The organism is Oricola thermophila (assembly GCF_013358405.1).
GTDB classification, from domain to species: Bacteria; Pseudomonadota; Alphaproteobacteria; order Rhizobiales; family Rhizobiaceae; genus Oricola; species Oricola thermophila.
Window position 1 is genome coordinate 2,065,502 of record NZ_CP054836.1, and the last position, 19,012, is coordinate 2,084,513.

Sequence of the window (19,012 nt, forward strand, 5' to 3'; positions counted from 1 at the left end):
CTCCGGGCGCAGGAACTTGGCAGAGCACGGAAAGATCGCCGTCATCGGCTGCGGCAAGCAGGCGCCGAAACACATCAGCGGGCTGACCGCCGCCGGGGTGCGGGAAATCGTCGTGGCGGACGTGGACCCGGCCCGGGCCACCGCGCTGGCCGCGAACCACCCGGACGGCACGGTCGTCGCCGCGCAGGGCGTCGACGCCGTGTTCGACGACCCGGACGTGGCCGCGGTGTCGATCTGCACGCCCACGCCCAGCCACGCGCCGCTGATCCGCAAGGCCGTGGCGGCGGGCAAGCATTACCTGTGCGAGAAGCCGCTCTGCGAGACCGCGGCCGAGGCCGAGGAACTGGCCGCGCTGACGAAAAGGGCCGGTCTCGTCGGCATGGTGGGATACATCTACCGCTACGCGCCCGCCTTCGAGGCGGCCAAGGCGATACTCGGCGACGCGGACGAGACCGGCGTCAGCCCGGTCCTCGGGCGCATCACCAATGCGTGGTTCCGCATCGGCGGGCGCGGATCGCACATGGCATGGAAGCATCGCAAGGAAACCGGCGGCGGCGCGATCAACGAGATGCTGGTGCACATGATCGACCTGGCGGGCTGGTTCTTCGGACCGGCCGACGCGTTCCGGCTGGACGCGGTGCGCCACTACCTCAAGACCCGCGAGATCGCCGGCGAGACCGTCGAAACCGACGCGGAGGACTGGGTGCTCGCCTCGATGCGCTCGCGCGCCGGCGTCGACATCCTGCTGCAGGCCGACTTCATCACCCCCGCCTTCACCCAGTACGTGGAAATCCAGGGCGAGAACGGCTCCTTCATGGGGTCGATCCAGAGCGACTTTCCCTGCTTCGTGTTCTGCGTGAAGGAGGCCGGCGGCTACAAGGCCGGCAAGACCGCGCTGGACATCAAGCCCACCAACATGTTCGAGGCCCAGATGGGCGAATTCGTGAAGGCCGTCGCCGGCAAGGCCGAGAGCCGCAGCCCGGTGGAAAACTCGGGACAGATCCTGCGGTTGCTGAATAGCAACTGACTAACAAGTTATCCGCGTTTGCTCATTGAGTTTTGTCCTGCTTCCAGCATTTTGGAGCGAGATGCATTTCCTGACAGCAAGCAGGACCGTTTCGGCCGGTTCCGCTCATGGGCAAGACATGACTGATAATAGTGAGTATATCTTTATCGGCGGCGCAGCGCGCACGGGCACCACGTTGCTGCAAAGCCTCATATGCGCGTTGCCGGATACAGGGGCGTTTCTTCCCGAGAGCGTGCCGGTGAAATTGCTCATCGACAGCTTCGACAAAATTGCCGCGCATGACGAACGCTTCAACAAAGTGTTCTTTGGAGAGGCCGGGGCAGAAGCCGCGCTAAAACATGCGCTGGATGGCCTTCTCTCGAACATACAAGCTGAAGGATCCACTCGCTACAAGGTTCTGAAGCACCCCGCCGCAACGCCGCTCTTTTCGGATATTGGAAACTTGCTTGGAACTCGCGCACATTTCATTTGCACCCTGCGCGATCCGCGCGACGCGATAGCATCCATGGTCGAGTGGGGACGCCGTGCCAGCGAGCAAGGCCGTTTCCATTGGTTTGCCCGCCGCGATACTGAAAAATTGTGTCGCTATTTCCTTAGCTTCTACGGCCCTGTCTTCGCCCAGAAGAACAGCGCGCCCATTACAACGGTGAAGTACGAAGACCTTGTCGCGGCCCCCGAGGCCACCTTATCCGGGTTTGTCTCCAAGCTTGGATACGAACCAGACGTACTATCACGGGAAAACAGAACCGAGTGGGGCACCGTTGACTTGAGCGCCACGGGACCTGTCGGCGACGCCACCTCCCCGCTTTATGGCAAAGATGTATCAGCTTCGCGTGTTGGCGCTCATGCCGACATACTGACTGAAACAGAAATCGCGGAAATCGAAGCCTGCTGCGAAGAATTCATGGAGCGGTTTGGATACGAACGGAGCGCGACTCTGAAAACAAGCAAAGGAAACCTGCCCCTTGACCGATTTATTGGGTTGCGAGGGCCTCTCACACAGACAGTACGCACCGAAGAACAGAAAAGTCTGGACCGGGCATCACAAGAAATATCACTACTGACAGAGCAAATCGCACAGAAAGAAGACGAAAACGCGAAGCTGAGAATGGCAATCAAGAGCAGCAAGAGCCCTCTTGCCCTCGCAATATTCATCTACACCTTCATTAGACGCAAACTTCAAAAACGCTGAAGTTTCCGTGCATCAACGATCGACAAACTCTTTCGCGATCATCGCAATTTTTTTCGCCGCCTGACCGTCGCCGAAAATGTCCGGCCAGCTCGCAATATCCGCACCCAGGGCGGCCAATGCCGCTTCGCGAATTTCCTGCGCGCTTTCCGGGTTTGCCAACCGGTTCGCACCGGTCTCGAGAGTTTCCGTCCATTCCGTGTTTTTTCTCATCGTGACCGTGGGCCGGCGATGAATATAGGCTTCCTGCTGGACCCCGCCCGAATCCGTCATCACGATACGGGCGGATTTCAGCAGCTTGATGAAGTCCAGATACCGGATAGCTTCACGCATCACGATTCCGCTGTCAGGGCCGACAAGATCGGCAAGGCCGAATTGCTCGATGCGCTTGACGGTCCGCGGATGCGCCAGGAACAACGCCTTCAAGTCGGCCGAACGGGCAGCTTCGCCGATACCGCGAAGGATCGCCTCCAGGTTGCCGGGCACGTCGACATTTTCCTCGCGATGCGACGTCGCGAGGATGTAGCTGCCCGGCTCCAGCCCAATCCGGTTCAATGCATCGGAATGCCGATCGGCCAGATTCGCGTGGTTGAGCGACGCATCGACAATCGTGTTTCCGGTCACATGAATCTCTCCGGGAACCGACTCCTTGCGAAGTTGTGCCGCCGCCTTCTCCCCACTGGCGAACAGCAACTCGGAAATATGATCCATGATCCGGCGGTTGTGCTCCTCCGGCATACGCCAATCGAAACTGCGTTCGCCCGCCTCGATATGCCCGACGCCGACATGCAGCTTTCGCGCAGCGAGCGCGCCGGCGAGATTGGTATTCGCGTCCCCGTTGACCAGAACGAGCCTCGGACGCCTCTCCATCAATGCCGCTTCGCAGCCTTCCAGCATGACAGCGGTCTGCCCCGCGTGCGTCTTTTTTCCGGCAACGTCTTCGATATGGAACGCGGGCTTCGGCAAACGAAGGTCCTCGAAAAGCTCCGAGTCCATCGCGGGAGAATAGTGCTGACCGGTATGGATAACGAAATTCGGCACGCCGAGTTCAGTCAGTGCGTGGATCACGGGCGCCATCATGATGATGCCGGGACGCGTGCCAACGACGACGGCGACCTCTTTCGCCATGTCGGAACGATCGATGAATTTGATATCGGACATCAATGATATTCAGCTTTCCCAAAATTTTCAGCCTGTCCGGCGCATCTCGGCATCGAAACTGGTGTACACGTTTGCTGTGACGCCCATTTTCCGCAGCGATGCGGCCATACGCATCGTGCGATTGTTCTTGTTGAGATCCGTGTATCCGACAAACGTGACTGACTTCGGCCTACCGAGAGCCTCGAACAATTGGTCTTCCAGGCTCTCCCAAACATATTTCCTCGATGCGGCAAGGGCGTTGCGCTTCATTTCCGCGGAATATTCAAGCGCCTGCAATATGCCCTTCCGCCAGCCACCGGCCCCGATTCCTTCGATGACCACGCCGGCATTCTCCTCCCGCACAATGCGGGCGATATCCGGTATATCCGGCGTGACAATCGGAAGCGCGGAAAACAGGTAGTCGAAAATACGGTTCGGCAGGGAGACAAAATTATTCGGAATCACGGGATCGCGAACGATCAAGCCGACATCCGCTGCGGATGCCGTCGATGTCAATTCGTCATACGGCACCGGATCGAAGAAATGGACACGCCCCTCCAGACCCAGTTCCTGCACAAGCATCTCGCATTTCTCGCGATATGCCGCTGGCTTCAAGTGCCCCATCACGGCGAGATGCACTGGCTGGGAAATCCCGGATATCCCCTCAAGCACGGCCTCCAAGCCGCTTGTTATGTTGCTGATCGCCAGGACCAGCGGCGTATCCGGACCTATGCCGCATTTCTCCCGCAACCTGTTCGAGGGCTGAAGCTCCTCGGCATATCTGTAGTTCGGAATGACATGAACAGGCCGACCATAGGTTTCCAGTTCCTTACCCAGCTCCCAGCCGACAGTGATCAAGCTGTCGCAATGGCGGAGATACCCTTCAACTGTTCGGTCGATGAAACGAGTATTGATCCGGCTCCAATTTGATGGGAGCACCCGCTGCGCGAAAGACGGTATCTCAATACAATCGCAGATAACCCTGCCACCACAGGCGATTGCCATTGCGTCGGCAGCGGGTATGGCTTGCACTCCGTGGGCAACATAAACATCAGCCGCGAAGTCCTGCGCATCCAGTTCAGCATTCTGGGCAAATGGAATATAGAGATGAAACGGAGCCAAGTTCGGCTTGGGCCGACTTTTCTGCACTGCAGGCTTTCGAGCCGGCTGCACGACAGGCTTTCGAGCCGGCTGCACGACAGGCTTTCGAGCCCGAATCGGGGCAGCTTGGACCTGATCGACCCTAACAAATTTGCTGCTCGCCGCCCGTGCCAGATCCAACCATCCCTTGGGACCTTGCACAATTTTCCGAATTAACCTGGCCAAAAGAGAATCGGCATCTCTCATCGTCAACGTGCCAGAAGAGGTGTCCGAAGTGGTGCTGTTGTTATTTTTCATCTACACAAGTTCAACATTCGACGCTCTCGACATGCCCGACTGGCAAACCTGCCGCATTTGAACGTGGCCAAACCTGACGATATCAACTCCGGCATTTTTGCCGTAAGATACCCCTAACCGCCTGTAATCGAACCGATAAAAAAAATAAACAGCACCTACCGAAAAATTCGTGCATTCACATCGCAGGATTCCCATGCGCCGAAAACCGAAGATCGTGCTTGCCCCGATGAACTTCGCCAACATGCCGATTCAGATCGTGCGCGAACTCAAACGCCGCGGCTTCGAAGCCGAACATCTTCAATACACGGCGGGCGAGGGCCACAAGTTCGGATATGAACTGGACAGGGAAATAAACATAAGGGAACTCGACGGCAGGATAAATTCCAACATATCCGCCCTGACGGAGTACATAGAAAGAGACTTCGATATCTTTCACTTCTGGAACAAGTCTTTCTTCTTCGAAACATACTATCAGGAATACACCGGCTTCGACATCCCCCTGATCAAGGCCAGGAACAAACGCATTGCCTACAGGTTCACGGGCTTCGATGCCCGCCTCCCCTCCCGCGACCTCGACGTCAATCCCTACAGCCCGTTCCGTTACGGATACGAACACCCCTATGACGAGGACCTTCAGAAGCGCTATCTCGCGTTCCTGGAGGAATATGTCGACCAGTTCCTCGTACAGGACCCGGAAATGGCGCAGTTCAGCCCCGGCAATCCGAAGATCATTCCCCGTGCGCTTAACCTTTCCGAATGGCCCTTCGTCGGCATCGGGAAGACCGACCGGCCGCTTGTCGTGCACGCGCCATCCAACGGCCCCGTCAAGGGCACCAAGTTCGTCCAGGCAGCCGTCGACACGCTGCAATCGGAGGGCCTGGCCTTCGACTACAAGTCCATAGAGGGCATGGCGCACAAGGACGCCATCGAATGGTACAAGCGTGCCGACATCATCGTCGACCAGTTGCTGATCGGCGCCACCGGGGTGCTTACCCTCGAGGCCTGGGCGCTCGGCAAGCCGTGCGTGGTCCATTTGCGCGAGGACCTTTTCAAGCCGTTCTACAAGACCGGCGAACTCCCGGTCGCCAATGCCAATCCGGACACGATCACCAATGTCCTGCGGGACCTCATCAAGGACCACGACTGGCGCGCGCATCTTTCGCGCGAGGGACGCAAGACCGTCGAAGAATTCCACGACATCGCCAAGGTGATCGACGACTACATCGAAACCTATGACGCCATGATCTCCGCGGAGCCGGTCCGGCCCACGGGAACCGGCGATATCGAGTATCTGCGATGCCAGGCGGAGCTTGCCCGCGATCTCATTATCTTCAACGCCGATGATTCGATACAACATTCCGGCAACCCGTTGCGGCGCCTGGACGGCGACGAAAAACTCGCGGTCTTGCAGAAGGTTCTTCCCGCATTCCTGGTATGGCCGATCCGCAAGCTGGTGAACCTGCGCCGCGCCTGTTTCCGCATCCGCGACAGGACCAGGCGGCGGGTACAGGGTTTTCTCGCCCGACGCGGCGCGCACGGCCCTAGAACGCCGTGACATTGCTCGGATAACGCCAGTCATCGTTCGGGTTGGCGCCGGCGGGCACGCCATTGGCGACATGGCCCGCGGCGGACGGGCCGATCACCAGGTTGGTGTGCTGGCTCGGCACGAAGGACGCGCCGTTCGCGAACAGGCAGCAGGCGCCCGTTCCGGTGCGCGTCAACGTCATGGTGTGCGTGCGCAAATAGCCGATCGAACTGTAGAAATCGAACAGGGCGTACGGCCTGCCCGTCGCCAGTTCCACGTTCACGCGGTAGGTATAGACCGAGGCAAAGGCCTGGAACATGAAGCCGCCCGGGTGATTGGCGTTATTGGCCGCATCCACCACCGTGATCTTGCGGCTCTGCCAGTCCGAATCATCGGCTGTCCGCCCGAAGATGCTCAACGCCGGCACGACATAGCCGATGACCAGCAGATGATCGAAGACGAAGTCGCTCAGCAGGCGAAGCTCCAGCCTGCGCCCGACCACGAAACGCGCGGCCAGGCCGGCAGCCGTTTTCAGCGCGGTGGCCGGGGTCAGCCCGTCATTGGCATCGTCGCCATTGACCGCGTCGAGAAAGATGCGGTCGAAGCCCGCGGGATCGTCCGGCACGCCGTGAAGCTGCGGATTGGCGACGCCCGAGGGAAAGCGCACCGCGCCGGTCTCGCGATCGATGCGCATGGCCTCGCGCCAGTTCTCGGCGGAATCGGCAACCTTGACGGCGAGATCGTCGCTGCCCGCAAGGCCGATTTCCGCCCGGCCTTCAAATCCCGCCTGGAAGAGGATGCTTGCCGTATCGCCCGCCGCCGCCTTGTTGACGATCATGCGGTGGTCCGATCCCTCGTGGCTGAACAGGGAGGCCGGAGAGGCGAGCGCCAGCCGGTTGGTCTCGTCCGGCGTGGCGTTGATGCCGAGTTGCGCGACCGCACCCGGCGCGGAGGCCGCCGCCGGCCGCCAGCCGGTGCCGTCGAAGACCAGGAGCTCGCCATTCTCCGCGACCCAGGCAAGCCAGCCCGCCCGCGGCGCGTGGAAGGCCCAGGCGCCGTCCTGCCATGCCGCCACCTGCCCCTCCCTGCCCTGCCAGGCGCCGGATGCCCCCTCGCCGACGATATGGCGCTCGCCGTCAAGGGGCGATGCGGGCGGCGCGGAGGCAACCGAAACGACACCCAGCTGGACGATCGCGTCGAGCGCGCGCAGCGCCTCGTTGTGGGTGACATGCTTCTGTGCCTGCGAGGGCATGATGTAGGGCATTTTCAGGTTCGGGGTGGTGTCCATCTTGGTTTCTCCCTTCCAGTGCTCCGGAAATTCTAACGCGGCCCTCGCAGCGTTGGACAAATCAGGCCGGGGCGGATAAACGACGCCAACGGGCCAGCCACCAGCGCATCACTCCACGCGACGGAGAATGGAATGGAAAAACATATGGATACCGCCATCCTGGGCGAGAATGTCCGGATCGAGGACGGCGCGGTGGTCGGCCATGCCTACCGCAAGGACCATCGACCGGCCGAGATCGGCGCCGACAGCGTCGTCAGGCGCGGGACCATCATCTATACCGACGTGACCACGGGCGTGAATTTCCAGACCGGGCACAACGTGCTGGTGCGCGGCAACACGCGGATCGGCGATCACGTGGTCATCGGCACCAATGCCGTCATCGACGGCCAGGTGACGATCGGCTCCTTCGTCAAGATCGAGACCAACAGCTACGTGCCAACCCACGTGACCATCGGCTCGCGCGTCTTCATCGGCCCCGGCGTGACGATCACCAACGACCGCTACCCGCTGAAGATGCGCGACCAGTATGTCGCCGACGGACCGGCCGGGCCGACGATCGAGGATTTCGTCACCATCGGCGGCGGCGTGACGATCTGCCCCGGCGTCACCATCGGCCGCGGCAGCTTCGTGGCCGCCGGCGCCGTCGTCACCAGGGACGTGCCGGAATACAGCCTCGTCAAGGGCGTGCCCGGCCGCATCTCGCCCCTGCCGGAGGAGTTGCGCGAGCCGAACGTGGCGCTCTCGTGGCGCGGCCTGGTGGACCAGTGAGACGGGCCGGGGGCCCTGCCCGGCACGCGAATTCCGGGCGACAGGTGCCATGCTGCTGACGATCGTCATTCCCACCCACAACCGGCCGGAGAGGACCGCGGCCGCCATCGCGAGCGTCGTCTCGCAGGCGGTGTCGCAGCCCTGCGAGATCGTCGTGGTCGACGATGCCTCGGACGAGCCATTCGCCTGGCAGGGCAGGAATGACGGCGGCTTCGAGGTCTCGGTGCTGCGCCACGACCGGAACGGCGGCCCGGCCGTCGCCCGCAATACCGGCGTGCAGGCCGCGCGGGGCAGGCTTGTCGGCTTTCTCGATTCCGACGACTGCCTGCTGCCGGACACGCTGCAGGCGCGCATCGACCGCGCGCTGGCGCTGGACATGGACAGGCCGGAGGGCGAACACCGCATCCTCGCCTGCGGATGGGAGGAACAGCCCGTTTCCGGCCCGACGCGCAGGCGCGTACCCCGGCCCGGAACGCCGGACGACTTCCTGCGCGGCTGCTGGTTCTCGCCCGGCAGCTGCATCCTGGCCAATGCCGGGTTCCTGCGGCGGATCGACGGGCCGTTCGACACGCGGATGCGGCGGCTGGAGGACTACGACCTGTTCGCCCGGCTCGGCCTGCTGGGGGCGGAACTCGTCGTCGAGCCGGTGATCGGCGCGCGCATCCACACCGGCACGGTACGCTCCTCCTCGGCGATCACCGAGGCGGCGCGGATGATCCGCGAGCGGTTCGAGGCCATGCTCAGGGAGGGCCGTATCGACTGGAAGCAAATGCGCGCGGTCGACGCCTATCTCGCCTACGAGGCCGCGCATATGAGGATCCATGGCGGGCGGCCGGTCTCCGGCGCGTTCGCGCTGGCCGCGTCGTTCTTCCATGCGCCGCGGCTGAAGCTCTATCCCGGCCCGGGATGGGACTGACGCGGCGGCGCGTCACACCCTGCCGAGGGCGAGATCGTAGGCATCGCGAAAGGCCGCGCTCACGTCGTCCTCGCTGACCGGAAGCTCCCGCATCAGCTCCGCTCCCCTAACCCCCTTGCGACGCGTCCCGGCGATATCGGCCAGCGCCTCGCCCAGCGCGGTTGTCAGGGCCGACTGGTTCCCGGTCTCGAACAGCCGCCCCGTCTCGCCGTCGCGGACCACCTGGCGCACGGAAACCTGGTTCGAGGCAACGACGAAACAGCCGCAGGCCGCCGCCTCGATGATCGATCGCGGAAGCCCCTCCCGAAGCATCGACGCCATGCAGAACACATCCGCGGAGCGCAACAGGCCGGGCATGTCCGCGAGGCCGACATTGCCGACATACTCGATCGCGCCACGCGCCACGGCGGCGTCGATCTCCTCGCGCGGTATCCGGTCCGGATTGTCCTCGTCCAGCGGGCCGGCGACGACGAACCGCGCCTCGGGGAAACGGGATCCCAGTTCCTCGGCCGCGCGGATGAACAGCCGGACCCCCTTCCCCGCGATCAGGCGCGCGGCGAACAGGACGACAGGCGCGCCGTCACGGCCGGCCGGGGTGAACGCCCCGGTGTCGATGCCGGCACCCATCACGACCACCGCCCGCTCGCCGCGCGCAATGCCGTGCGTGGCCAGGAACCGCGCGTCGAAAGGATTCTCGGTCGTGACAACCGGATCGTTGAAGCGGCGTGCCAGCCGGTAAACCGCCGTGACAACGCTGCGGCGAAGGCGGTGCGCGATCCCGTCGCCCGGCTCGTATATCTTGCCCAGCCCGGGAAAGGTCATGACGAGCGCGGGAACAGGTCTTCCCGCCAGCCTCGCAAACACCAGCGCCAGCGAACCGAACAGGTTCGGCTTGGCCGTGAAGGTGTGAACCATGTCCGGCCTCTCCCGGCGGATCAGCCCGAACAGCTGCCGAACAAGCGCGGCATCCCCGCCGGGCCGGAACCGGTGCATGTCCAGACCGAGCGGCAGAATGCGCAAGCCGGGTTCACGCCCGGAATTGTGCTCGGTGACTCCGCCGGCGGCGACCAGCACCTCGTCGCCCCGCGCAAGAAGGTCCCGCGCCAGCGCGACGCGATGCGCCAGAAAATAGTCCAGGTCGTTGCAGACGAAGAGAACCTTCACGGCTTGCCCGCATCGTCCAGCGTCCGCATCCCGCGCCGCAGTTCCTCGCAAATCAGCGAGATCACGTAGACGGTGGTCGGAACCATGTCGGCGAAATGGCGCCCGACTTCCGCGACCGGAACGACAAAGAGGCTGCCCTCGGTGACGACGAAACCCGACGGATCAATGTTGCGCGCAAGATAGAACGTTCCCTCGCGACAAATCCCGTTGCCGTATTCGACGCGCGTGCTCACGACGAGATCGAGAAGGTCCGGCGACAGCATCAGCCCGGTTTCCTCCGCGACCTCGCGAAGGGCGCATTCCACGTCGGTCTCGTTTCCCTCCTTGTGCCCGCCGAACATGCCGATCATTCCCGGATTGGAAATGTCGGGCCTCTCGTCCCGCTTCTGCAGCAGGAAATTGTTGTGCCGGTCCACCATCACGATGCCGGCAACGGCGGTATTCGGGGGCTTGGAGAAATCCATGATCCTTCTTCTTTCTGCGCCGTGCTCACTACATTGGGGGCCGATTGCCGGTCAACGTGCGAAGAACCAGACGAAGATCGAGCAGGATCGTCCGCGTGGCGCAGTAGCGCGCATCGAGGCGCGCAAGCCGTTCTGGCTCCCTCATGTCCACGCCGTCGACCTGCGCAAGCCCGGTAATGCCCGGAAGGCAACGTAACACGCCAAGCCGGCGACGCCATTCGACGAGCTCTTCCTGGTTCGGCAGGCAGGGGCGCGGGCCGACAAGGCTCATCTCGCCGCGCAGGAGATTCACGATCTGCGGCAATTCGTCGATTTTCGTCCCGCGCAGGAAACGTCCGACCGGCGTGATGTGCTCCGCGGGTACCTCGTGCGTTCCCGCCTGCGGCGCACCGACCGCCATGGTCCGGAACTTGTAGCAGGTGAATATGCGCCCGTTTCGGCCGATCCTCGGTTGCGCGAAGAGCGCCGGCCCGCGGGAGGTGAACCGCACGGCAAGCCAGACGGCGGCAAGGAGCCACCACAGGAACACGATCACGGTCGCGGCGAACGCCAGGTCGAGGATGCGCTTGGCGACGCGGTAGACCGGGTTGTCATCCTGATCGTCGGCAACGATGATCTCGCCGTCGCCGGGATTTTCCAGCACCTGCAGCACGGCATCGGCGACCCGGCCGGCGCTTGCGACCGGGCGCAGGGCGGCTGCCGTCTTCAGCGCCGGAGACCTCAGAAAGCCGGGCACGGCATTCAGCACGGAAAGCCGACCGGCGAAGCGCTCGCCATGGACGGCCGCCAGGCGCAGGTTCACGACTGCCAGGCCGTCGATGGCGGCCAACACCGCCTCCCCTTCCCGTTTCGTCACCGAATAGGGATCGCGCGCATTCGGGTCGAGTGCATGGATCGTGGTGGCGTTGATGAAAAGCTTGACGCCCGCATCCCGCGCGGCCTCGGCTACCCGGCGCAGGAACTTCACGTTGACTGCGCGAAACTCCTCCAGCGGTGCCGCACGATCATTGTTGGCAACGGCAAGATGGAGCACGGCGTCACAGCCTCGCAGACGCGAAGCCAGATCATCACAGGAAACGGCCTCGAAGCGCGGGAAAAGCTTGCGCAGGCCAAGCGGATCGCGGCCGACAAGAATCAAATCGACGCCCGCCTCCGCGAGGCGCGGGACAATCATCCGGCCTACGAAACCCGAAGCGCCGGTAATCGCGAGCACGGTTCCCATCCAGCAGCAAACTCCCCAGGCCAGGCAAGAGCCTTGTTGTCCCTACCGTCCCACAGCCCGAAATACATACACATGGCCGGCGGTATCGAATACGAGAATCACGAACCCGGAACCTAGAGTTGCCCGCGCGAAGCTCCAAGGCGATATCGCCACGCGCGCGCCCGATCCTCAACTTTCGCCACACCGCGAACCGCTATTCCCCAGAGCGTCCGAACCAACCGTCCGCGATCAGGTCGACCACGCGCCGCGACCCCTCGGCGTTCAAATGGTTGCTGTCCCGGTAGAGATAGACATCGCCGAGCGTGACCCGGCAATCATCCGCTCCGCACAGCATGGCGTGCGGAAGGACAAGCCGGGCTCCGGTCTCATCCACAACACGTTGCAGCATGGCATGGGCAGGCTCCAGCCGATCCCGGACGGCCTCGTTGGACGGACCGCAGGCTGCGGGATCCCCACCCTTTTCAAAAGCCTGCCTCGCACAATCGACCTGGCTCAGCCCGTATTCCGGAACCTGACCCAGCAACACGACGCGGTGTCCCGCCGCCTGCAAGCGCCCGATCGTTCCAACCAGTGCCGTCTCGATTGCCGCACGGCTCGTCGCGATATCGAGAGCTTCATCGGGCGAATGCCTTGCAAACCATCGCTTTGCCTGCGGACGCAGGAACTGCCGGGTATCATAGTAGACCGACCAGCGGGCGGCGAGTACGACCAACGCCGGTCGGGACCCGAACATGTCCGGCAACGCCCGGCGCCATGTTTCGGCAACCGGATACGGCTTGCCATCAAACACCTGCTCGAGACCGACCATCGGCAGGGTGGAGTTGGCCGAGTACAGAACGCCGGACATGCCGGCACGCGCCGCAAACGCCGCGAAACCGGGCTCCCAGTGATCGGCGTGACTGTCCCCCAGCAACCAAACATCCGGCGGGCCGGGCTTTTTCGCGCCAAACCCGCATGCATCGAAGCCCGGATAGGAATCCCTGGCCGTCGCCATGCAACCAGGCGGCAGAGTGCTGCGCTTGCCGACAAATGCGAGGGCCCGTTCCGCCTGCGCGGCATCTTGCGCCAGCATTCCCGTAGCCGCGAAGACACCGATGAACATCGTGATGCCCCAGCAAGCGATTGCCAGCCCGACCAGGCGAGCCGGTCTCCAGTCACGCCTGCGAACAGGCTCCTCAACGTAACGCCAGTTAGCCCAGGCAAGCCCCGCGGCCAGCGACAGAAACAGCGGGAGTTCCATGCCTGCGACCTGCCGGCCCTGCCACAGATTCCACATGACAAGCAGTGGCCAGTGCACGAGGTAGAGGGAAAAGGAGATCGCGCCCAGCCACTGGAGCGGCGGCAGGGCGAGCAGCCTTGCAACCGGGCCATTCCCCTTCCCGCCGGCCGCCAACAGGACGGATGCGCCCAGCACCACGGGAAGAAGCCACAGGGGACCGGTCGCGCGCCGGCCAAATGCCTCGGCAAGGAGGAAAGCGACTATCGCCGCGCCACCGGCAATCGCCAGGCCGGAACGGCGAGACCTGCTCGCAGCCGCCAGCCGCCGGGCAGCGAGAAACGCAAGTGCGCCCGAACCAAGCTCCCAGGCCCGCCCGGGCAAAAGGTAGAAACCACGTGTCGGATCGACGTGCCAGAACCACACACCGGCCAGGAATGCCAAAGCGACCGCTACCGAGAGGAGCAGGGCAACCCGGTGCGGAAACCGCACGGCAGCCGATGACAGCAGCAATGGCCACAGGAAATAGAACTGCTCCTCGACTGCTAGCGACCAGTAATGCAGGAACACGAACTCCTCGGCCCGCGGCGCAAAGTAATCGGATTGCGCCGCGTAAAGGAAATTCGCCAGCCCCGGCGCCGACCAGAGGATTTCGCGTCCCACCTGCTCGCTCCTGCCGGGAAACAGGCCGACCGCGACCGCGCCGAACAGGGCGAGGCAGACCAGCGCGGCGGGCAGAATGCGTCGGACCCGCCGCAGATAGAAATCCGCCAGCGAAAACCGGCCGGCCTCGACCGACTGCAGAATCATTCCCGAAATCAGAAAGCCGGAAATGACAAAGAAGATGTCCACCCCGACATAGCCGCCGGCAAAGCCCGGCGAGCCGCAATGAAACAGAACGACGAGAAGTACGGAGATGCCGCGCATCCCCTGTATGTCGGCCCGGAAATTCACGCCGGCGGGATCCGGGACGAGAAACTGGCTGCGGTCACGAGAAGGTTGCCCAGCGGTTTGCGGTTTGTTCGAAAGGTCAGCAGCTATTCACGCCGTCCGGATGCGGAACCGGCGATACTCAACTGCCGCGATAGGTGGAGTAGCTCCAGGGCGTGACCAGGAGAGGCACGTGGTAGCCCGCCTGCGGATCGGCGATCGTGAACCGGATCGGGACGACATCCAGGAAGGGCGGCGCATCTTTCGGCGCCATGCCGTTTTCCGCGAAATAGGCGGCGACCTCGAAATGCAGTTCGTAGGTGCCCTCGGCCATCTCGTCGGCGCCGAGAAGCAATTCGTCGGTCCGGCCGTCGGCATTGGTGATCGCCTGCCTGACGAGTTCCAGCTGGCCGCCGCCGGGGGCGGCACGATAGAGCGTCAGCCGCATGCCCCGGGCGGGCCTGCCACTGGCGGTATCCAGCACGTGGGTCGAAAGCTTGCCTGCCATGGTCACTCCCCTACGAGGTCGTTGAGCCGGAATTCGCCGATGCGGGCGATCTGCGCAAGGGCTTCCGCCCTCTCTTCCTCCGGCGAGTGTTTCAGGCGGCGTTCGAACGCGCCCAGGATCGAATGCTTGTCGTGGCCTCTCACGGCAAGAATGAACGGGAAACCGAAACGTTCCTTGTAGCGGTCGTTGAGAGCATGGAATCGCTCGTATTCCCCGGGCGTGAGCCTGTCCAGCCCCGCCCCCTTCTGCTCCGCCGACGACTCGGCGGTCAGCTCGCCGGCCAGCGCCGCCTTGCCCGCGAGATCCGGATGGGCGCGGATCAGCTTCAGCTGCGCCTCCGTCCCGGCCGCCTCGATTGCGGCGACCATGGCGGCGTGCAACGCTGCGACCGAGGCGAAGGGGCGTTTGCCGACCACGGCCTCGGCCACCCACGGGGAATGCTCGAAGATGCCTCCGAGCGCGGAAACGAATTCCGAGTCGGAACAGGCATTCAGCCTTTCAAGCGAAACCGTCACGTCAAACTCCCGCTTCTTGCGCGAATGTCCTCTATCGCCTCGAGAACGTGTTCCGGCGTGGCCGGTGCCTTCAATTGCGGCGACAGGCCCGGCGCGCCGCAGGATGCGACGGCGTCGCGGATCGCCAGCCAGACCGACACGGCCAGCATCAGGGGCGGCTCGCCGACCGCCTTGGAGCGGTAGACCGTCTCCTCGGTATTGGGCGCGTTCTCCAGCAGCGACACGTTGAACTCGCGCGGCACGTCGCGCGAGCCGGGGATCTTGTAGGTGGACGGGCCGACGGTGCGCAGCCGCCCCCTGTCATCCCACCAGAGTTCCTCGCAGGTCAGCCATCCCATGCCCTGGACGAAGGCGCCCTCGATCTGGCCAAGGTCGATCGCCGGGTTGAGGGAAGCGCCGCAATCCTGCAGCAGGTCGGCGCGCAGGCAGCGGCTCTCGCCGGTCAGCGTGTCGACGGCGACCTCGGCCACCGCGGCGCCATAGGTGAAGTAGAAGAACGGCCTGCCCTTCAGCGTCTTCCCGTCCCAGTGGATCTTCGGCGTGGCGTAGTAGCCGGCCTCGGAAAGCTGGACCCGCGCGGCCCATGTCATCTTCGCCAGCTCGCCGAAGGAAACGGAACGGTTTCCGGCATGGACGCGCCCCTCGCGGAAGACGATCTCCTCCACCGGAACCTCGAAATGCTCCGCCGCGACCTTCGCCATGCGGCCCCTGATCGCGGTTGCCGCGTTGTAGGCTGCCATCCCGTTCAGGTCCGACCCGGTGGAGGCCGCCGTGGCGGAGGTGTTCGGCACCTTGCCCGTCGCCGTGGCCGTGATCTTTATCCGGTCGATGTCGACCTGGAACACCTCGGCAACGACCTGGGCGACCTTCATGAAAAGGCCCTGCCCCATCTCGGTACCGCCGTGGTTCAGGTGAACCGATCCGTCCTGGTAGACGTGGACCAGCGCACCGGCCTGGTTGAGCGATGTCAGGTTGAAGGAAATGCCGAACTTGACGGGCATCATCGCGAGACCGCGCCGCAGGACGGGATTCTTCGCATTGTGCTCGTCGATCTCGGCGCGCCTGCGCGCCCACTCGGCGGAGGCGAGCACGGCCTCGGTTACCTCGACCAGCCGGTTCTGCCCGACCGCCTGTCCGTAGGGCGTGACCTCGCCTGTCTCCGGCCCGTAATAGTTCAGGGCGCGAACGACATTCGGGTCGAGACGCAGTTCGCGGGCGACCTGGTCGATGATCGCCTCGATGGTGATGATGCCCTGCGGACCGCCGAACCCGCGGAAGGCGGTGTTGGAAACGGTGTTGGTCTTGCAGGCATGGCCGGCAAAGCGAACCGCCGGGATGAAATAGGAATTGTCGGAATGGGTGAGCGTGCGAGTGATCACCGGGCCGGTCAGGTCCGGCGTGTTGCCGGCACGAGCGAGATACTCGATGTCGAGACCGCGGATGCGGCCATTGCCGTCGACTCCGACCTTCCATTTCGCCACCATGTCGTGGCGCTTGCCGGTCGCGGTCATGTCGACGGAGCGCTTCAGGCGCAGCTTGACCGGGCGGCCGGTCCTGCGGGCCAGCAGCGCGGCAGCCGCGGCAATGATCGTCGCCTGGCTTTCCTTGCCGCCGAAGCCGCCGCCCATGCGGCGGGTGAACACGTCGACCGCGTTGGCGAGACCGCCCAGCACGTGGGCAACGTGGTGCTGAACCTCCGTCGGATGCTGCGTCGAGGAATGGATGGTCAGGTCGCCGTCCTCGCCGGGGATCGCGTAGGCGATGTGGGTCTCCAGGTAGAAATGGTCCTGTCCGCCGATCTCCAGCCGTCCCTCCAGGACACGCTCCGCCCCGGCCAGGGCGGCGTCCACGTCTCCCTCCACCAGGATCTGCGGATCGATCACGTGCGAACCGGCAGCGTGTGCCGCCTCGATGTCGAGCACGGGCTCCAGTTCCTCGATGTCGAGCGCGACGGCGCGCGACGCCCTCAGCGCCTGCTCGTAGGTCTCGGCCGCGATCGCGCCGACAGGCATGCCGGCATATTCGACGACCTCCTCCGCGAAGAGCGGCTCGCCGGACATGATCGGGCCGATGTCGTTCGCGCCGGGAATGTCGCCGGCGGCGACGAAAGCCGCGACGCCGGGCATGGCGAGCGCCTTCGAGGCGTCGATGCCCTTCAGGCGCCCGTGCGCGACCGGGGAGACGACCAGCGCCGCGTGGAGCGTGCCGGGCAGTTCGGCCATGTCGTCGATGTAGCTCGCCTCGCCCGAAACGTGCTTTGCCGCGCTGTCATGGGCGAGGCCGCGGCCGACGACCGACCGCTGGACGGATCTTATATCGACGTTCACAGCGCCATCACCTCCACGGTTTCGCCGGCCAGATCGTGCGACAGGCGCCGCAGCAGCGCGCCGGCGGTCTTCATCCGGTAGTCCGCGCTGCCGCGCCAATCGGAAAGCGGCGTGAAATCATCGGCCAGGCGTGCGATCGCCTCCTCCACGGAATCCGATTCAAGCGGACGGCCCAAGATGCTGTTTTCAGAGGCTTTCGCACGTTTCGGGATCGCCGCCATGCCGCCATAGGCGAACCTGCAGGCGGCAACCTTTCCGTCCTCCATCGCGAGCCAGAACGCGCCGCAGACGGTGGAGATGTCCTGGTCGTAGCGCTTGGACAGCTTGTAGACGCGGAATTCCTCGCCGGGCTTCGGACGCGGCACCGTGACCGAGGCGATGACCTCGTCGGAACGCAGCTCGGTCTTCCGGTAGTCGAGGAAGAAATCCTCCAGCTTGATGGTCCGCGAGCCCGCCGCCGAGGCGAGCGTGATATCGGCTCCCAGCGCGATCAGCGCCGGCGGGCCGTCACCGATGGGACTCGCCGTGCCGATATTGCCGCCCACCGTGCCCATGGCCCGGATCTGGGTTGAGCCGAAACGCCGGATGAGCGTGGCGAGGCTGGGCCAGTCGTCGCGCACCGCCTGCAGGACCTCCTCCCAGGTGACCGCGGCGCCGAAGGTCCAGCCGTCGTCCGTCTCCGTGACGGCGCGCAGCTCGGCAACCTGCGCGGTGGAGATGATGCGGTGCCAGTCGGAATGATAGTCCGCGCGGGCGACGCCGAGATCGGTGCCGCCGGCAAGGATGACGGCATCGGGATAGCGCGCGCGAAGCGCGGCAAGATCGGCAAGCGTGCGCGGCTGGTGAAGCACCGAGCCGCCTATCGCGACCTCCTCCTGCCTCGGGGGCAACGAAGCAGCGGACGGCGCGGGCAGACCGGCCTTCGCCGCGGATTTCGCCGCCTCCACGATCGGCCGGTAGCCGGTGCAGCGGCACAGGTTGCCAGCAAGCGCATCGTGGATCGCCTCCTCCGCCGGGTCGGGATCGTTCTCGACCAGGCCGGTCAGCGCCATCACGATGCCCGGCGTGCAGAAACCGCACTGCGACGAGCCGTTGGAGGCCATCGCCTCCTGCAGCGGCGTCAAAGCGCCGTCATGCTTCAGGCCCTCGACGGTCGTCAGTTCCGTGCCGTCGAGCTGGGCCGCAGTCATGATGCATGCATTGGCGGCCCGGCGCGGGCCGTCGCCGCGGCGCAAGAGCACCGTGCAGGCGCCGCAGTCGCCTTCCGCGCAGCCTTCCTTGGTGCCCTTCAGCCCGGCATGGTTGCGGATCAGGTCGAGAGCGGTCGTGTCCGGACGAACCGCGAATTCCACGGGTTCGCCGTTGAGGACGAAGCGAATGCAGCCTTCGGTTCGGGTTGTCGGGGTCATTGTCAC

The 19,012-nt window shown here is 64.1% G+C and carries 16 protein-coding genes; 5 read left to right on the forward strand and 11 right to left on the reverse strand.

What is annotated here, in order from left to right:
* Window positions 1-16 precede the first annotated feature (16 nt).
* Window positions 17-1,027 carry a Gfo/Idh/MocA family protein gene (locus tag HTY61_RS10085; RefSeq protein WP_175276666.1) on the forward strand — a complete coding sequence of 337 codons (1,011 nt, stop codon included), beginning with the start codon at window positions 17-19 and terminating at the stop codon, window positions 1,025-1,027.
* 61 nt (window positions 1,028-1,088) lie between these two features.
* Complete coding sequence (locus HTY61_RS10090; protein ID WP_175276667.1) at window positions 1,089-2,219, forward strand: sulfotransferase family protein; 1,131 nt, start codon at window positions 1,089-1,091, stop codon at window positions 2,217-2,219.
* Window positions 2,220-2,231: 12 nt separating this feature from the next.
* On the opposite strand, the gene wecB is transcribed toward HTY61_RS10090, so the two are convergent.
* On the reverse strand, window positions 2,232-3,377 hold the full coding sequence (gene wecB / locus HTY61_RS10095; RefSeq protein ID WP_175276668.1) for a non-hydrolyzing UDP-N-acetylglucosamine 2-epimerase: 1,146 nt from the start codon (window positions 3,375-3,377) through the stop codon (window positions 2,232-2,234).
* 27 nt (window positions 3,378-3,404) lie between these two features.
* The gene (locus tag HTY61_RS10100; protein ID WP_175276669.1) at window positions 3,405-4,754 is read right to left on the reverse strand and encodes a glycosyltransferase; all 1,350 of its coding nucleotides are present in this window, start codon (window positions 4,752-4,754) and stop codon (window positions 3,405-3,407) included.
* A 193-nt stretch (window positions 4,755-4,947) separates the two neighbouring features.
* Between HTY61_RS10100 and HTY61_RS10105 the strand changes: the two genes are divergently transcribed.
* A complete protein-coding gene (locus HTY61_RS10105) occupies window positions 4,948-6,309 on the forward strand; it encodes a glycosyltransferase family protein (protein WP_175276670.1) in 1,362 nt (453 codons plus the stop codon).
* On the opposite strand, the gene HTY61_RS10110 is transcribed toward HTY61_RS10105, so the two are convergent.
* Window positions 6,296-7,567 (reverse strand): DUF2793 domain-containing protein, encoded by a 1,272-nt coding sequence (locus HTY61_RS10110; protein WP_175276671.1) that lies wholly within the window; start codon window positions 7,565-7,567, stop codon window positions 6,296-6,298. The genes HTY61_RS10105 and HTY61_RS10110 overlap by 14 nt on opposite strands.
* Before the next feature lie 132 nt (window positions 7,568-7,699).
* On the opposite strand from HTY61_RS10110, the gene HTY61_RS10115 reads away from it, so the two are divergent.
* Window positions 7,700-8,335 carry an acyltransferase gene (locus HTY61_RS10115; protein ID WP_197945300.1) on the forward strand — a complete coding sequence of 212 codons (636 nt, stop codon included), beginning with the start codon at window positions 7,700-7,702 and terminating at the stop codon, window positions 8,333-8,335.
* A gap of 49 nt (window positions 8,336-8,384) precedes the next feature.
* Entirely contained in the window at window positions 8,385-9,251 is an 867-nt protein-coding gene (locus HTY61_RS10120; protein ID WP_175276672.1) for a glycosyltransferase family 2 protein, read from the forward strand.
* Window positions 9,252-9,263: 12 nt separating this feature from the next.
* On the opposite strand, the gene HTY61_RS10125 is transcribed toward HTY61_RS10120, so the two are convergent.
* From HTY61_RS10125 to xdhA, 8 genes are all read right to left on the reverse strand, one after another.
* Window positions 9,264-10,415: a glycosyltransferase gene (locus tag HTY61_RS10125; protein WP_175276673.1), complete on the reverse strand. Its 1,152-nt coding sequence runs from the start codon at window positions 10,413-10,415 to the stop codon at window positions 9,264-9,266.
* Entirely contained in the window at window positions 10,412-10,879 is a 468-nt protein-coding gene (locus tag HTY61_RS10130) for an NUDIX domain-containing protein (RefSeq protein WP_175276674.1), read from the reverse strand. The genes HTY61_RS10125 and HTY61_RS10130 overlap by 4 nt, the downstream gene beginning before the upstream one ends.
* A 28-nt stretch (window positions 10,880-10,907) precedes the next feature.
* Window positions 10,908-12,101 carry a hybrid nucleoside-diphosphate sugar epimerase/sugar transferase gene (locus tag HTY61_RS19640; RefSeq protein ID WP_175276675.1) on the reverse strand — a complete coding sequence of 398 codons (1,194 nt, stop codon included), beginning with the start codon at window positions 12,099-12,101 and terminating at the stop codon, window positions 10,908-10,910.
* A gap of 193 nt (window positions 12,102-12,294) precedes the next feature.
* Complete coding sequence (locus HTY61_RS10140) at window positions 12,295-14,271, reverse strand: acyltransferase family protein (protein ID WP_175276676.1); 1,977 nt, start codon at window positions 14,269-14,271, stop codon at window positions 12,295-12,297.
* A gap of 118 nt (window positions 14,272-14,389) precedes the next feature.
* Entirely contained in the window at window positions 14,390-14,755 is a 366-nt protein-coding gene (gene uraH, locus HTY61_RS10145; RefSeq protein WP_175276677.1) for a hydroxyisourate hydrolase, read from the reverse strand.
* A 2-nt stretch (window positions 14,756-14,757) separates the two neighbouring features.
* On the reverse strand, window positions 14,758-15,270 hold the full coding sequence (gene uraD, locus HTY61_RS10150; protein WP_175276678.1) for a 2-oxo-4-hydroxy-4-carboxy-5-ureidoimidazoline decarboxylase: 513 nt from the start codon (window positions 15,268-15,270) through the stop codon (window positions 14,758-14,760).
* A complete protein-coding gene (xdhB, locus tag HTY61_RS10155) occupies window positions 15,267-17,597 on the reverse strand; it encodes a xanthine dehydrogenase molybdopterin binding subunit (RefSeq protein WP_175276679.1) in 2,331 nt (776 codons plus the stop codon). Before xdhB ends, uraD begins: the two co-directional genes overlap by 4 nt.
* The gene (xdhA, locus tag HTY61_RS10160; protein ID WP_175276680.1) at window positions 17,594-19,006 is read right to left on the reverse strand and encodes a xanthine dehydrogenase small subunit; all 1,413 of its coding nucleotides are present in this window, start codon (window positions 19,004-19,006) and stop codon (window positions 17,594-17,596) included. Before xdhA ends, xdhB begins: the two co-directional genes overlap by 4 nt.
* Window positions 19,007-19,012: the final 6 nt, after the last annotated feature.

Bases quoted from the DNA above. Each gene is read 5' to 3' on its own strand.
- HTY61_RS10090 (WP_175276667.1), top strand. From the start codon at position 1,089: ATGCATTTCCTGACAGCAAGCAGGACCGTTTCGGCCGGTTCCGCTCAT.
- wecB (WP_175276668.1), bottom strand. From the start codon at position 3,377: ATGTCCGATATCAAATTCATCGATCGTTCCGACATGGCGAAAGAGGTC.
- HTY61_RS10100 (WP_175276669.1), bottom strand. From the start codon at position 4,754: ATGAAAAATAACAACAGCACCACTTCGGACACCTCTTCTGGCACGTTG.
- HTY61_RS10105 (WP_175276670.1), top strand. From the start codon at position 4,948: ATGCGCCGAAAACCGAAGATCGTGCTTGCCCCGATGAACTTCGCCAAC.
- HTY61_RS10110 (WP_175276671.1), bottom strand. From the start codon at position 7,567: ATGGACACCACCCCGAACCTGAAAATGCCCTACATCATGCCCTCGCAG.
- HTY61_RS10115 (WP_197945300.1), top strand. From the start codon at position 7,700: ATGGAAAAACATATGGATACCGCCATCCTGGGCGAGAATGTCCGGATC.
- HTY61_RS10120 (WP_175276672.1), top strand. From the start codon at position 8,385: ATGCTGCTGACGATCGTCATTCCCACCCACAACCGGCCGGAGAGGACC.
- HTY61_RS10130 (WP_175276674.1), bottom strand. From the start codon at position 10,879: ATGGATTTCTCCAAGCCCCCGAATACCGCCGTTGCCGGCATCGTGATG.
- HTY61_RS19640 (WP_175276675.1), bottom strand. From the start codon at position 12,101: ATGGGAACCGTGCTCGCGATTACCGGCGCTTCGGGTTTCGTAGGCCGG.
- uraH (WP_175276677.1), bottom strand. From the start codon at position 14,755: ATGGCAGGCAAGCTTTCGACCCACGTGCTGGATACCGCCAGTGGCAGG.
- xdhA (WP_175276680.1), bottom strand. From the start codon at position 19,006: ATGACCCCGACAACCCGAACCGAAGGCTGCATTCGCTTCGTCCTCAAC.